This window comes from Pseudolysinimonas sp. 10J20-29 (assembly GCF_055809595.1).
The window spans coordinates 2,003,433-2,018,231 of the sequence record NZ_CM147917.1 but is presented as its reverse complement, the minus strand read 5'-3'; the positions used below and the strand labels follow the sequence as shown (position 1 = coordinate 2,018,231).

Annotated in this window: 9 protein-coding genes; 4 read left to right on the top strand and 5 right to left on the bottom strand. The window is 72.3% G+C overall.

The window, feature by feature from the left end; translation table 11 throughout:
• Positions 1–14: 14 nt before the first annotated feature.
• From AC0L6Y_RS09760 to AC0L6Y_RS09740, 5 genes are all read right to left on the bottom strand, one after another.
• Positions 15–1,622 carry an InlB B-repeat-containing protein gene (locus AC0L6Y_RS09760; RefSeq protein WP_473551582.1) on the bottom strand — a complete coding sequence of 536 codons (1,608 nt, stop codon included), beginning with the start codon at positions 1,620–1,622 and terminating at the stop codon, positions 15–17.
• Positions 1,623–1,830: 208 nt separating this feature from the next.
• The gene (locus AC0L6Y_RS09755) at positions 1,831–3,294 is read right to left on the bottom strand and encodes an InlB B-repeat-containing protein (protein ID WP_473551580.1); all 1,464 of its coding nucleotides are present in this window, start codon (positions 3,292–3,294) and stop codon (positions 1,831–1,833) included.
• A gap of 215 nt (positions 3,295–3,509) precedes the next feature.
• Entirely contained in the window at positions 3,510–5,324 is a 1,815-nt protein-coding gene (locus tag AC0L6Y_RS09750) for an InlB B-repeat-containing protein (protein WP_473551577.1), read from the bottom strand.
• A gap of 238 nt (positions 5,325–5,562) precedes the next feature.
• Positions 5,563–7,005, bottom strand: a complete 1,443-nt coding sequence (locus AC0L6Y_RS09745) for an InlB B-repeat-containing protein (RefSeq protein WP_473551574.1) — start codon at positions 7,003–7,005, stop codon at positions 5,563–5,565.
• 76 nt (positions 7,006–7,081) lie between these two features.
• Positions 7,082–8,515 (bottom strand): InlB B-repeat-containing protein, encoded by a 1,434-nt coding sequence (locus AC0L6Y_RS09740; protein ID WP_473551571.1) that lies wholly within the window; start codon positions 8,513–8,515, stop codon positions 7,082–7,084.
• 178 nt (positions 8,516–8,693) lie between these two features.
• Between AC0L6Y_RS09740 and topA the strand changes: the two genes are divergently transcribed.
• Genes topA through AC0L6Y_RS09720 form a run of 4 tightly spaced genes read left to right on the top strand, consistent with a single transcriptional unit; the run spans position 8,694 to position 14,735 of the window.
• On the top strand, positions 8,694–11,435 hold the full coding sequence (gene topA / locus AC0L6Y_RS09735; protein ID WP_473551568.1) for a type I DNA topoisomerase: 2,742 nt from the start codon (positions 8,694–8,696) through the stop codon (positions 11,433–11,435).
• A gap of 1 nt (position 11,436) precedes the next feature.
• Positions 11,437–12,057, top strand: coding sequence for a dTMP kinase (gene tmk, locus AC0L6Y_RS09730; protein WP_473551564.1), 621 nt, complete (start codon positions 11,437–11,439; stop codon positions 12,055–12,057).
• Between the two features lie 9 nt (positions 12,058–12,066).
• Positions 12,067–13,206 carry a DNA polymerase III subunit delta' gene (locus AC0L6Y_RS09725; protein ID WP_473551561.1) on the top strand — a complete coding sequence of 380 codons (1,140 nt, stop codon included), beginning with the start codon at positions 12,067–12,069 and terminating at the stop codon, positions 13,204–13,206.
• Entirely contained in the window at positions 13,203–14,735 is a 1,533-nt protein-coding gene (locus AC0L6Y_RS09720; RefSeq protein WP_473551559.1) for an alpha/beta hydrolase, read from the top strand. Before AC0L6Y_RS09725 ends, AC0L6Y_RS09720 begins: the two co-directional genes overlap by 4 nt.
• The last annotated feature ends 64 nt before the right edge of the window (positions 14,736–14,799 follow it).

Here is a 14,799-nt window from a genome sequence, read left to right as displayed (position 1 = left end):
GTGGAACGTGTTGTCTACCGAAGGCCGGGGGCGTTGCGCGGAACGAGTCGGCGCCGCACTGCGAGGAGGAGGAGGAGGAAACCGCCGACAAGCAGGATGCCCGCGCCGCCGAGCAGGAACTCCGCGCCGACACCGGTCGCCGCGAGCGCACTGGCCCAGCTGGCGGTGAGCGTGATGGGCCCGGTGACGGCGGTGGCGAAGTCGTAAGCGCTGCCGTCGAGCGTCCATCCGTCGAACGCGTAGCCGTCGCGGCTCGGGTCGGTCGGCGCGGCGAGGGTGTCGCCGTCGTTGACGGTCACGCTGCTGGGGCCGCTGCCGCCGGCCGTGTCGAAGGTGACGAGGTAGTGGAAGCCGACGATGACCTGCCCGCCGGAGCTGACGGTCGCGGTGACGGCCGAGTATCCGACGCCCGCCGGTTCGACGCTGTTGGTGATCGTGGCGGCGTTCGGGTCGCCGCCGTCGGTCGCGGCGCCCGCATCCGGGGTGCCCTGGATGTCGAGCAGGCCGATCCACGTCGGATCCTCGCCGCCGCCGATGCCCGCGCCACCCGCGCCGCCGGTCGCCGAGATCCTGCCGCCGGTGAGGATCACGGTGCCGCCGTCGCTCTCGTAGCTGCCGCCGATGCCGGCGCCGAATTCGCCGCCGGTGGAGGTCACGTCGCCGCCGGTGATGGTGATGGTGCCGCCGGCGCCCAGGTAACCGCCGCCGATCCCCGCGGCGAAGTCGCCGCCGGTGGAGGTCACGTTGCCGGCGGTGATGGTGATGGTGCCGCCGTCGCCCCGGTAGCCGCCGCCGATGCCGGTGCCGGCTTCGTCTCCGGCGGCCGTCACAGCGCCGCCGTTGATGGTGATGGTGCCTCCGCTGCCGTTGTTGCCGCCGCCGATCCCGGCGCCGGCTTCGTCGCTGGTGGCCGTCACGTCGCCGCCGTTGATCGTGATGGTGCCTCCGCTGCCCTGGTCGCCTCCGCCGATGCCCGCACCGTTCCCCTCGGAGAACGCGGTGATGGTGCCACCGTTGATCGTGATCACGCCGCCGTCGCCGGACCCTCCGAAGCCGCCGTCGCCGCCGCCGATGCCCGCGCCGTACGATCCCTCGGCGAGCACGGTGCCGCCGTTGATGATCGTGATGCCGCCGTCGCCGGCCTCGCCGCCGCCGATACCCGCGGCCGAGGGCCCGCCGATGGCGACGATGATGCCGCTGTTGATGATGATCGTGCCGCCGTCTTCGCCGTCGCCGCCGCCGATCCCCGCAGCCGAGGGCGCGCCCTCCGCGTCGAGGAGGCTTCCGGGTTCGTCGCCCTCGATCGTGAGTGCGGTGCCGCTCGGAACGCCGATGGCAGCGAGCCCGGTGGCGGGGCTGACGATGTCGAGCTCGTGCCCGTTCAGATCGAGCGTGATGTCCTGCCCCGCAGCGACGCTGACCGATTCGCCGGCATCAGCGTTGATGTCGTCGCCGAGTTGGATCACGTCGCCGGTGACAGCGGTGGCGAACGCGGTCTTCAGCTCACCCCACGTGCCAGCGGTAAGGGTCGCCGCGCTTGCGGGGGCAGCCAGCGCGAGAGCGAACGGGAAGGCGAGAGCGGTGGCGAGCGCAGCGGTGCGCACGACATGGCGTGTGGTCACGAAAGAACTCCGTCATCATGGGGCGGCAACGGAGTGCACGCCGGGGCGTCCGTCGACCGTAGCAGGGGGATCCTCAGACACCGGACGATTTGGGGATGTTTCACCCCTCGCGGACGGCGGCGCGGCAAGCGCGAGTTCGTGGGTTCGCACGAACGGCACAGCAGAGCATCGGCGCCCGCTTTCCGCCCCCGTGGCCGGAGCTCGGGCGTCAGCGCGCCGTGCGTCGCCGCGCCATCACGAGACCGGCTCCGACCAGCAGCAGGATGCCCGCGACTGCGATCACCGCGGTTGCGTCGACCCCGGTCGCGGCCAGTGTGGCGTCGGCGTCGGCGTCGGCGTCGGGTTCGGTCGCGGTGGGCGGGTCAGCCCAGTCAGCGACCAGCGTCATCGCCCCGGTCGCGAAGGTGGGCAGGTCGAAGGGGCTGCCATCGAGGGTCCAGCCCGTGAAGACGTAGCCATCGCGCGTCGGCTCCGTCGGTGCGGTGAGCATGTCGCCGTCGCTGACCGTCACCTCCGCGGTGGGGCTGCCGTCGGCCGTGTCGAAGGTGATGAGGTAGTGGAACCGGAGGATGAGCCGCCCGCCCGCGCTGACCGTTGAGGTCGCCGCCGCATAGCCGACCCCGGCTGGCGTGGTGGGGTTGCTGATCGGCGCGGCGTTCGGCGGGCCTCCGCTGGTTGCCGCTCCGGCATCCGCAACACCGTGAACGTCGAGGCTTCCGACGGCGCCCGCGACGCCGCCGCCGATGCCAGCGCCGCCCGCCCCGCCGGTGGCGGTGACGGTGCCGCCGGTGAGGGTCACGTCGCCGCCGTCGCCGTCGACGCCGCCCCCGATTCCGGCTGCCGAGGCGCCGCCGCTGGCGGTGACGCTGCCGCCGGAAACCGTCGTGATGCCGCCGTGACGATCGCCGCCGCCTCCTCCGCCGATGCCAGCTGCGTCCTCGCCGCCGGTGGCGGTGACGCTGCCGCCAGACACTGTGGTGGTGCCGCCGTGGCCGACGCTGCCTCCGCCGATGCCGGCGCCGGCCCCGCCACCCGTGGCGGTGACCGTGCCGCCGGTGATGGTGGTGACACCGCCCTCGCCGACGGTGCCGCCGCCGATGCCGGCCGCATGGTCGCCGCCGGTGGCGGTCACGCTGCCGCCGCTGATCGTGGTCGCGCCGCCGCCCGCGTAGCCGCCCGCGCCGATGCCCGGCCCGCCTTCCCCGCCGGTGGCGGTCACGCGGCCGCCGGTGATCGTGACGGTGCCTCCGACGGCGACGACTCCGCTGCCGATTCCTGCCGCGTAGTCGCCGCCGGTGGCGTTGACGGTGCCGCCGTCGACGATGACGGTGCCGGCAGCTTGGGCCGCGTTGCCGCCGATGCCGGCCGCATACTGCGCTCCGGTGGCGTTGAGGGCTCCGCCGCCCGTCGCGGTGATGGTGAGGGTCGCGGTGGCAGGCACGCTGATCGCCGCTGAATCCTCCGGCGCGTTCGAGATCGTGAGGGTGTGGCCGCCCAGGTCAAGGGTGATCGTCTCGCCGGCGTCGACGGCGAGTGATTCGTCGGCGGGGGCGGCGATGTCGGCGCCGAGCACCACGGTGTCGCCGTCGCTCGCGAAGGCGGTCTGCAGGTCACCCCAGGTGCTCACGGTGACGGTGGCCGCCGAGGCGGGAGCTCCGGCGGCGAGTGCCATGGTGAGAGCGACGGCGCCGGCGAGAGCGGAGTTCCGGACAACAGGGCGAGCAATCACAGGGGGATCTCCGGTTCGTGCGAGGCACGACAGGGTCACAGGTCCCCGTCTCGAGCCCCTCGACCGTAGCAGTGGAACGCTCTGTCCACTGAAGGGAGGGCGCGCGGTACGGAGAGGGCGCGGGTACGGCGTGACCGTCCGCGAGTCCTCACGCGGATCTAGGGTGCGCCGCGACGCCGGATTGCGAGGAGGGCGACCCCCACGGCCACGGCCGCGCCCAGCACGAGCAGCGCCAGGAGCAGCGGCGTCGCCTCGTTCGCGTCGGCGGCGTTGTGGGCGTCGGAGCTCGCCGAGGGGGTTTCATCGGTCGCGTCTTGTGGCTCGGTGTCGCCATCGGAGCCGGGCCCGCCGTCTGAGGTGCCGGCGACCGGGTCGCTCGCCGAGTTGTCGCTCTGGCCCGTGATCTCGGATTCGTCGGATTTCCCGGAGCTCTCGGAACTGCCGAACTCACCGGAGCCACCGGAGCCACCCGAGCTGTCGGACTCACTGGAGCCACCGGAGCTGCCGGACTCACCGGAGCCACCGGAGCCACCGGAGCTGCCGGAGCTGTCGGACTCACCGGAGCTCCCCGACTCACCGGAGCCACCGGAGCTGGTGTCGTCACTCGGGTCGTCGGGGGCCGGAAGCGCCTCCCAGGTTGCCGTGAGGGTCAACGGCTCGGTCACCGCCGTTCCGAAGTCGTAGGCGGCGCCAGAGACCGTCCAACCGGTGAAGGTGTACGAGGCACGGGTCGGATCGGCGGGGGTGGGGATCGTGTCGCCGTGGTCGACGGTCACGCTGGGTGTGCCGCTCCCGCCCGCCAGCTCGAACGTCACGAGGTAGTGGAAGCCGATCGCGACCTGACCGCCGCCGGACGCGGTCGATGTCACCGCCGAGTAGCCGACACCGGCGGGGGTGGCGGAGTTGGTGATCTCAGACCCGCCCGGGTTTCCGCCGTGGGTGGCCGCGCCGGCATCTGGGGTCCCCTGCACGTCGAGACCGCCCGCTACTCCGGTGTCGCCTGCGCCGATGCCGGCTGCCTGGATGCCCCCGGCGGCGGTGGCGGTGCCGCCCGTGATGGTGGTGGCGCCGCCGTCGCCGTTGGCACCGCCGCCGATTCCTGCTCCATAGAGCCCGCCGGTGGCGGTGACGCTGCCGCCGGCGATGGTGGTCGTGCCCCCGTCGCCGCCCCAGCCGCCGCCGATTCCTGCGCCGCAGAACCCGCCGGTGGCGGTGATGCTGCCGCCGGTGATGGTGGTCGTGTCCCCGTCGCCGTTGCGGCCGCCTCCGATTCCCGCCCCGTACTCTCCGCCGGTCGCGGCGAGGCTGCCGCCGGTGATGGTGGTGTCGGCCGCGGAGCCGCCCCAGCCGCCGCCGATCCCGGCTGCCGAGTCGCCGCCCGTGGTGGTGACGGTGCCGCCGGTGATCATGACCGTGCCGGCGTCGCCCGTGTAGCCTCCGCCGATCCCTGCTCCGTCGTCGCCGCCCGTCGCGGTGACGATGCCGCCGCCGATCGTGACCGTGCCGCCGCCGCCGTACAGACTGCCGCCGATTCCTGCAGCGGAGTCGCCGCCGGTCGCGGTGATGGTGCCGCCCGTGATCGTGATGGCGCTTCCCTCGCCATACGCACCGTTGCCGACTCCTGCCGCGTGGCGGCCTCCCGTCGCGGTGACGGCGCCGCCCTCGATGATGATCGTTCCGGACGCCTCGTCGTAGTTGCCGCCGATTCCGGCTCCGGCGTATCCGCCGGTCGCGGTCAGCGTGCCGTCGCCGCTGGCCGTGATGGTCAGGATTGCGCCGTCGGGGACGCCGATCGCGGCGAACTCACTCGCGGGGTCGTCGATCGTCAGCGCCGCGTCGCCCAGGTCGAGGGTGATCTCTTCGCCTGATTCGATCTCGAGGGATTCGCCGGACGGGGCGGCGATGTCAGCTCCCAGGACGATCGTGTTTCCGTCGATCAGGAACGCGGCCTTCAGTTCGTCCCAGCCGGTCACGGTCCCGGTCGCCGCCGACGCAGGGCCGGTTGCCGCGAGTGCGAGGGGGAGTGCGAGTGCGGTTGCGAGCGCAACGCGGCGCATGAGCGTCGAGACGGTCACAGGTGATCTCCGGGGTCCTGGGCGCGAGAAAGCGTCACGCCCGTTGAGCTTCACTCGAACCTAACAGGTGTCGATGTCCGACCCGGAAACGAGGCGCGACCGGCCGCCAGCCGCCCGCGGTGCGGCGAGTCGGCCGCTACAGCGCGGCGCGGCGCCGCGCTGCGAGGAGGAGGAAACCGCCGACAAGCAGGATGCCCGCTCCGCCGAGCAGGGGCAGTGCGTCGATGCCGGTGGCGGCCAGCGCGGTCGCCCAGGTGGCGGTGAGCGTGATCGGTCCGGTCACCGGGGTGGTGAAGTCGTAGGCGCTGCCGTCGAGCGTCCAGCCAGCGAAGGCGTAGCCGTCGCGGCTCGGGTCGGTCGGCGCGGTGAGGGTGTCGCCGTCGTTGACGGTCACGCCGCTGGGGCCGCTGCCGCCAGCTGCGTCGAAGGTGACGAGGTAGTGGAAGCCGACGGTGATCTGCCCGCCGGTGCCGACCGTGGCGGTTGCGGCCGAGTAGCCGACGCCCGCCGGCTCGACGCTGTTGGTGATCGCGGCCGCGTTCGGGCTGCCGCCGTCGGTCGCGGCCGCCGCATCCGGTGTGCCGTGAATGTCGAGAGTGCCGGGTGCGCCCGGGGGGCTGCCCGCACTGGGGGCGGCTGTCGTGCCGCCTCCGCCGATTCCGGCGGCGTCGGCGCCGCCGGTTGCGGTGATGTTCCCACCGGTGAGGGTGATGGCGCCGCCGTCGCCGTAGTCGCCGCCGCCGATGCCGGCGCCGGAGAATCCGCCGGTTGCGGTGGTGTCGCCGCCGGAGATCGTGACACTGCCGCCGTCGCCGTTCCAGCCGCCGCCGATGCCCGCGCCGAAGCCCGCGCCGAGCGCGGTGACGTCGCCGCCGGAGATGGTGATGGTGCCGCCGTCGCCGCTCCAGCCGCCGCCGATGCCCGCGGCGTTGCCGCCGCTCTGCGACACGACGGTGCCGCCCGTGATGGTGATCGTGCCGGCATCGCCGGAGTAGCCGCCGCCGATGCCAGCTCCGAAGTCGCCGCCAATACCGGCGCCGAAGGAACCGGGCGTGACGGTGACGGTGCCTCCGGTGATCTCGATGGCGCCGCCGTTGCCGTTCTGGCCGCCGCCGATCCCCGCGGCATAGTCGCCGCCGGTGGCCGTGATGGTGCCGCCGTTGATGACGATCGTGCCGCCGTGCTCCCCGTCGCTGCCGCCGATTCCCGCAGCGAAGCGCTTGCCGACCGCGGTGATCTCGCCGGTGCCGTCGCCGTGGTCATCGATGGTGAGCGAGGCGGTGCCCGCCACGTGGATGGCTGCCGTGTCAGTCGCGGGATCGTCCACCGTGAGCGTGTGCCCGTTGAGGTCGAGGCTGATCGACTCGCCCGCGTCGACGGAGAGGTTCGAGCCCGCGGGGGCGGTGAGATCGGCGCCGAGCACGACGGTGTCGCCGTTGACGGCGAACGCGGTCTGCAGGTCACCCCAGGTCGTGACGGTGACCGTGGCCGCCGTGGCGGGAGCCGCCGTCAACAGAGCGAGCGGAAGCGCGAGGGCTGCGGCGAGGGTCGCGCGGCGCGCGAGTGTCGAGGGGGTCACGAGCGGGCTCCCGGTTCCCGGACGCGGGGAGGGCGCCCGTCGAGTCTTCCCCGAAGATAGCAAGGGGCCCTCACATTCACGAGGCGGGCTCGCGGCGACGGAGGCGCACGAGGGTCGCTCCGGCCGCGAGCAGCAGTGCGGCGCCGCCGAGCAGCGGCCACGCCGTCACGCCGGTCGCGGCGAGGACGGCGGCCCAGGTTGCGGTCAGGGTGACGGGCTCGGTGACGGCGGTGCGGAAGTCGTAGGGCTCGCCAGCCAAGCTCCAGCCGGTGAACTCGAAGCCGTCGCGGGTCGGCGCGACGGGTTCGGCGAGCGAGTCGCCGTCGTTCACGGTGACGCCGGCGGGGCCGCTGCCGCCCGCTGCGTCGAAGGTGACCCAGTAGTGGAACTGGATCGTGACGGAGCCGCCGGTGCCGACCCGCGAGGTGCTGGCGGAATAGCCGCGCCCCGTCGGGATGGTCGCGGGGTTCGTGATCGGCGCCGCGCGACCCGCAACGTCGCCGTCGCCGCCGTCGGTGGCCGCGGAGGCGTCCGGGGTGCCGCTCACCAGCAGGGTGCCGCGAGAACCGGAGGAGCCGCCTGACGCGCCGATGCCGGGACTGAGGTGGCCGCCGGTGGCGGTCACCCGACCGCCGGAGATCGTCACATCGCCGCCGGGTTCTCCGGCGCCGCTGCCGATTCCCGCTGCAGGGCCGGGGCCCGCGATCGCCGTCACGGTACCGCCCGTGACGGTCAGCGTTCCGCCAGCGCCGCCGGATGCGGCGGACCTCCCGCCGCCGCCGATTCCCGCCGCCCAACTCGCGCCGGTCGCGGTCACGGTTCCGCCGTGGACGGTCGTCGTGCCCCCGGATCCGAAGCCGCTGCCGCCGATTCCGGCACCACCCGAAATGTCGAGGCGACCGGTTGCGGTGACGTCGCCGTCGTGGATGGTGGTCGTCCCGCCGTCGCCGTCGGCGCCGCCGCCGATGCCGGCGCCGCCACGCCCTCCAGTCGCGCGAACCGTGCCGCTGTACACCGTCGTCGTTCCGCCGTCGGCACTCAACCCGCCGCCGATTCCGGCCGCGAGCTCGCCCCCAGTCGCGACGATCGTTCCGCCGTCGATGCTGAGCGATCCCATGGTGCCGAGGCGGTCGCCGCCGATTCCGGCGGCGTGGAGGCCGCCGAGCGCGGTGAGCTCGCCGCCGCCCGTCGCGCGGATGGCAAGGGTCGAACCGACCGGAACGCCGAGCGCCGCGCGATGTGCCGCCGGCGACGCGATCGTGACCGTGTAGCCGTTCAAGTCGAGGGTGATCGTCTCGCCGGGGTCGACCGCGAGGTTCTCGTTCGCGGGAGCGGTGATGTCGGCGCCGAGCACGACGGTGTCGCCGTTGGCGGCGAACGCGGTCTGCAGGTCGCCCCAGGTCGTGACGGTGGCGGTCGCGGCGGAGGCGGGGGCGGCCGTGACCAGGGCGAGGGGCAGCGCGAGGGCGGCGGCGAGCGCGGCGCGGCGCACGAGCATCGGGTGGGTCACGAGCGCGCTCCGGAATCCCGGGCCGAGGCTGCTCCGCCCGTTGAGGTTCCCTCGAACGTAGCAGGAAGCGACACCTATATAAGGGGAATCAGCGCGCGGACCGTCGATCGCCGCCGTGCGGCGCGGAGCAGAGCCTCGGCGCGAATGTGTATGGTGTGCCTCGGACGGAAGGAGTCCGGTGTCAGACAGCAGGAAGCTTGTCATCGTCGAGTCGCCCGCAAAAGCGATGACGATCGCGCAGTACCTCGGCGAGGGATATGAGGTACAGGCCTCGGTGGGTCACATCCGCGACCTGATCGAGCCCAAGAACCTGCCGCCGGAGCTCAAGAAGGGGTCGCTCGGCAAGTTCTCGATCGACGTCGAGGGCGGATTCCTTCCCTATTACGTGGTCAGCGACGCCAAGAAGCGCACCGTCACCGATCTGAAGAAGGCGCTCAAGGAAGCCGACGAGCTCTACCTCGCCACTGATGAGGACCGCGAAGGGGAGGCCATCGCCTGGCACCTGCTCGAGGTGCTGAAGCCGAAGGTGCCCGTCAAGCGCATGGTGTTCCACGAGATCACCAAGGAGGCGATCGAGGCCGCCCGCAACAACCCGCGCGAACTCGACACCGCCCTCGTCGACGCGCAGGAGACCCGTCGCATCCTCGACCGCCTGTTCGGCTTCGAGATCTCCCCGGTGCTGTGGCGCAAGGTCGGTCCGGGCCTCTCGGCGGGCCGTGTGCAGTCCGCCGCGACGCGCCTCGTCGTCGACCGTGAGCGCGAACGACTCGCCTTCATCTCGGCCTCCTACTGGGACCTGACGGCGGGACTCGCCCCCGGCGCCGACGCCGAGCAGGCCGGCAAGCGCTTCGACGCCCGCCTCGTGCGGCTCGACGGTCGCCGCGTCGCCAGCGGTCGCGACTTCACCGACCGCGGCGCCCTGAAGGGCGAGGCGGTCGCGCTCGACGAGAAGGCCGCCGAGGCGCTCTCGGCCGCCCTGAAGAAGGACGACGCGCGATTCACCGTGCTGAGCGTCGAGTCGAAGCCGTACACGCGTCGACCCGCCGCCCCGTTCACCACCTCGACCCTGCAGCAGGAGGCCGGCCGCAAGCTGCGCTTCACCGCGCGTCAGACCATGTCGGTCGCGCAGAGCCTGTACGAGAACGGGTACATCACCTATATGCGAACCGACTCGCCCGCGCTCTCGCAGCAGGCGATCCAGGCGGCTCGCGCTCAGGCCTCCGAGCTCTATGGCGCCGACTCGATTCCCGAGAAGCCCCGCGTCTACACCGGCAAGTCGAAGAACGCGCAGGAGGCGCACGAGGCGGTGCGCCCCTCGGGCGACGTGTTCCGCACGCCGTCCGAGCTGGCCAGCACGCTGCGCGGCAACGACTTCAAGCTGTACGACCTGATCTGGAAGCGCACCGTCGCCTCGCAGATGGCGGATGCCCGCGGCCAGACCGCGACCGTCACCATCGAGGGCCGACCGGCCGACGCCGCCGAGGCCGGAGCGAGCGCCGCCGAGTTCACCGCATCCGGAACCGTCATCACCTTCCGCGGCTTCCTCGCCGCGTACGAGGAGGGCCGTGACGAGGAGCGCGACGAGGCGGAGGCCGCCGCCGAGCGCGAGACCACGCTGCCGCCGATGACCGAGGGCCAGGTGCTCACGCTCGCCGAACTCGAGGCGAAGGGCCACGAGACCAGCCCGCCCGCGCGCTACACCGAGGCCAGCCTGGTCAAGAAGCTCGAAGAGCTCGGCATCGGGCGCCCCTCCACCTACGCGAGCATCATCTCGACCATCATCGACCGCGGCTACATCAGCCCGCGCGGCAGCGCCCTGGTGCCGAACTGGATCGCGTTCAGCGTCGTGCGCCTGCTGGAGGAGAACTTCGGCGAGCTCGTCGAATACGACTTCACCGCCGAGATGGAAGAGGACCTCGACCGGATCGCCGGCGGCGAGCAGGACCGCGTCGAGTGGCTCAAGGAGTTCTACTTCGGCGGGGGAGAGCACCGCGGTCTGCGCGACACGGTCGAGAACCTCGGCGAGATCGACGCGCGCGAGATCAACTCGGTGCGCATCTCCGACGACATCACCCTGCGGATCGGCAAGTACGGCCCCTACCTCGAGGTTCCCGCCGGCGAGGGCGAGACGCCGCGCCGGGTCAACGTGCCCGAGGAGCTGGCCCCCGACGAGCTGACCGCCGAGAAGGCGCAGGAGCTCATCGACGCGCCCGTCGCGGGCGACCGCGAGCTCGGCGTGAACCCCGAGACCGGCAAGATGATCGTCGCCAAGGACGGCCGCTACGGCCCCTACGTGACCGAGCTGGAGCCCGAGCCGCCCGCCGCCGAGCCGGTCGTCGACCCGGCCACCGGCGAGGTGCTCGAAGAGAAGCCGAAGCCCAAGAAGAAGGCCGCTGCGCCCAAGCCGCGCACCGCATCCCTGTTCAAGGACATGGATCCGGCGACCGTCGACCTGGAGACGGCGCTCAAGCTGCTGAGCCTGCCCCGCATCGTCGGCCAGGACCCGGAGAGCGGCGAAGACATCACCGCGCAGAACGGCCGCTACGGCCCGTACCTGAAGAAGGGCACCGACAGCCGTTCGCTCGAGAGCGAAGACCAGATCTTCTCGATCGAGCTGCCGGGCGCGCTGGAGATCTTCGCGCAGCCGAAGTACGGCGCTCGTCGCCCCTCGAGTGCGCTCAAGGAGTTCGAGGCGGACCCGGTCAGCGGCAAGCTGATCAAGGTGCGCGATGGACGCTTCGGCCCGTACGTGACCGACGGCGAGACCAACGCGACCATTCCGCGCGGGGAGGACGTCGAGGCGATCGACTTCGACCGTGCCGTGCAGCTGCTCGCCGACAAGCGGGCGAAGGGACCGGCGAAGAAGCCCGCGAAGCGCAAGCCCGCGGCCAAGCGCGCCCCGGCGAAGAAGAAGAGCTGAGGTGCGCGGGCTCTTCCTCACCTTCGAAGGTGGCGACGGATCCGGCAAGTCGACGCAGGCCGCGCTCCTGGAGGAGCACCTCGTCGGCCTCGGCCGCGAGGTGGTGCGCACCCGCGAGCCGGGCGGCACCGCCCTCGGCGTCGAGCTGCGCGAGATCGTGCTGCACCGGCGGGGTGAGATGGAGCCGCGCGCCGAGGCGCTGATCTACGCCGCCGACCGCGCGCACCACATCGCGACGCTCGTGCGCCCGGCGCTTGAGCGCGGTGCGATCGTGCTGCAGGATCGCTACCTCGACTCCTCCGTCGCCTACCAGGGCGCGGGGCGGGTGCTGGATGCGACCGAGATCCGCGACCTGTCGCTGTGGGCCACCGGCGGGCTGCTGCCCGACGTGACGGTGCTGCTCGACCTCGACGAGACGGTCGGGCGGGAGCGCCTCGACGGCGCCCGCACCCGGTACGACCGGCTCGAGGCCGAGGCGAGCGACTTCCACGCCCGGGTGCGCTCCGCGTACCTCGAACTCGCCGCCGCCGAGCCCGGGCGCTTCCTGGTGCTGGACGCGACCCGCCCCGTCGACGAACTCGCCGCGGCAATCCGCGACCGAGTGTCGGACCTCCTCGACTAGCGTGGAGTGGTGTTCGACGAGGTGACGGGGCAGCCCGAGGCGATCGCGACCGTGCGCGCCGCGGCCGCCGGCGACGGCCTCGCCCACTCCTGGCTGATCACCGGCCCGCCCGGATCCGGGCGCTCCACCCTCGCCTACGCCTTCGCGGCCGCCCTGCTGGCGCGCCCGGGCGACGAGGAGGCGACCGCCGCGCAGGTGGCGGCCCGCACGCATCCCGACCTCGCGGTGCTCGCCACCGAGAACGTGATCATCAAGATCGACGACGTGCGCCGACTCGTGACCGCGAGCCAGTTCTCGCCCTCGGCCGGGCGCTACCGCGTGATGATCATCGAAGACGCCGACCGCATGACCGAGCGCACCTCCAACGTGCTGCTGAAAGCGCTCGAGGAGCCGCCGCCGCGCACCATCTGGATTTTGTGCGCCCCGAGCGAAGCCGACCTGCTGCCCACCGTGCGCTCGCGGGTGCGCATGCTGCGCCTGCGCGTGCCCACGATCGACGAGGTCGCCGAACTGCTCGAACGCCGCGACGGGGTCGCGCGCCCCGAGGCGCTGCGCGCGGCGCGCGAGGCGCAGTCGCACATCGGCATGGCGCACCGCCTGGCGACCAGCGACGAGGCGCGCAGCCGCCGGGCGCGCACGCTCGAGGTGGCGCTCGGCATCCGCTCGGTGTCCGGAGCCGTGCTGGCCGCGGCCGAGCTTCTCGACGTGGCCAAGGCCGACGCCGAGGCGATCACCGCCGAACGGGACGCCGAGGAGCGCGATCAGGCGCTGCGCTCGCTCGGCATCGAGCCGGGCGGGACGGTGCCGCCCGGGCTGCGTGTCCAGCTCAAGGCCCTCGACGAGGATCAGAAGCGGCGCGCCACGCGCAGCCTGCGCGACGGCATCGACCGCATCCTCGTCGACCTCCAGTCGCTGTACCGCGACGTGCTGCTGCGTCAGCTCGGCGCCGAGCTGGAGCCGGTCAACCTGGCGATCATGGCCGAGCTGGAGCGCGCCGCCGCCGAGGCGACGCCCGCCGAGACGCTCGCCACCCTCGACGCGATCGCCGAGGCCCGACACCGCATCGAAGGCAACGTCGCGCCCGCGCTCGCCCTGGAAGCCATGCTGGTCAGCGCCGTGCGCGCGCCCCGGCACGAAAGGACCGCATGATCCGCCGTCGTTCCCCGTGGGTCGTCGCCGTCGCGCTGGCGACCGTCGCCGTGCTGACCGGATGCGTGAGCTGGTTCCAGCCGCCCTCGCCCGAGGTGACCTCGACGCCGACCGGTGAAGACGTCGCGGCCGAACTCGTGCCGTATTACCACCAGGTGCTCACCTGGGAGTCGTGCGGCACCGGACTGCAGTGCACGACGGCGACCGCGCCGCTCGACTGGGACGACCCGGCGGCCGACTCCATCGAGCTCGCGCTCATCCGCCAGCCGGCCACCGGCAGCAAGCTCGGCTCGCTGCTGATCAACCCGGGCGGCCCGGGCGGCTCCGGCTACGAGTTCGTGCGCGACAGCATCGACTACGCCACCAGCGCCCGACTGCAGTCCAGCTACGACATCGTCGGCTTCGATCCGCGCGGGGTCGGGCACTCCTCGGCGATCAACTGCTACGACGACCCGTCCGAGCTCGACGAGTACAACTACGGCATCATCCCGGGCGTCGAGGGCAGCGACGAGTGGATCGCCGCCGTGCGCGCGGCCAACGCCGCCTGGGGCCAGGCCTGCCTCGAGCACACCGGCGCGCTGCTCGGGTTCGTCGACACGACGAGCGCCGCCCGAGACCTCGACCTGCTTCGGGCCGTGCTCGGCGACGAGAAGCTCAACTTCCTCGGCTACTCCTACGGCACATTCCTCGGCGCTACCTTCGCCGAGCTCTACCCCGACACCGCCGGCCGGCTCGTGCTCGACGGCGCCGTCGACCCCGCAACGAGCGAATTCGAGGTGACCCTCACCCAGGCGGTCGGCTTCGAGAGCGCCTTCCGCGCCTACCTCGAGGACTGCTTCACGCGCAGCGACTGCCCCTTCGGCGGCACCGTCGATCAGGCGATGGAGTACACCGGCGATCTGCTCGACCTGCTGGTCGCGAGTCCGCTCACGCACAGCGACGGGCGGCAGCTCGGCGCCGACACGATGTTCATCGCGATCATCCTGCCGCTCTACAGCCAGGAGAACTGGCCCTACCTCGACATCCTGTTCAGCGAGGTGTCGCAGGGCCTCACCGACACCGCGTTCCTGCTCGCCGACAGCTACAACGAGCGGAACCCGGACGGCAGCTACTCCTCCAACTCGACGGAGGCGTTCACGGCGATCAACTGCCTCGACTACCCGAGCGAGAGTGACATCGACACGATGCGCGAGCAGGCGGCCGAGCTGCAGGCCGCCGCGCCGATCTTCGGACCGCGGATGTCCTACGGCGGTACCGGCTGCGCCGACTGGCCGTTCCCCTCAACGCGGGAGCGCGGTGAGATCGCTGCGCCCGGTTCGCCCGACATCCTGGTGATCGGCACGACCAACGACCCGGCCACGCCGTACGTGTGGGCGCAGAACCTGGCGAGCCAGCTCGAGAGCGGGCACCTCATCACCTACAACGGCGAGGGCCACACGGCGTACAACAAGTCGAACTCGTGCGTGAACGACGCCGTCGACGACTTCTTCATCGACGGAACGGTGCCGGCGAGCGACCCGAACTGCTGAGCGGCACGAGAGCCCTCGGCAATCGACTATGATCGGAGGTCGTGCCGCGCATCTTGTGCGCGGC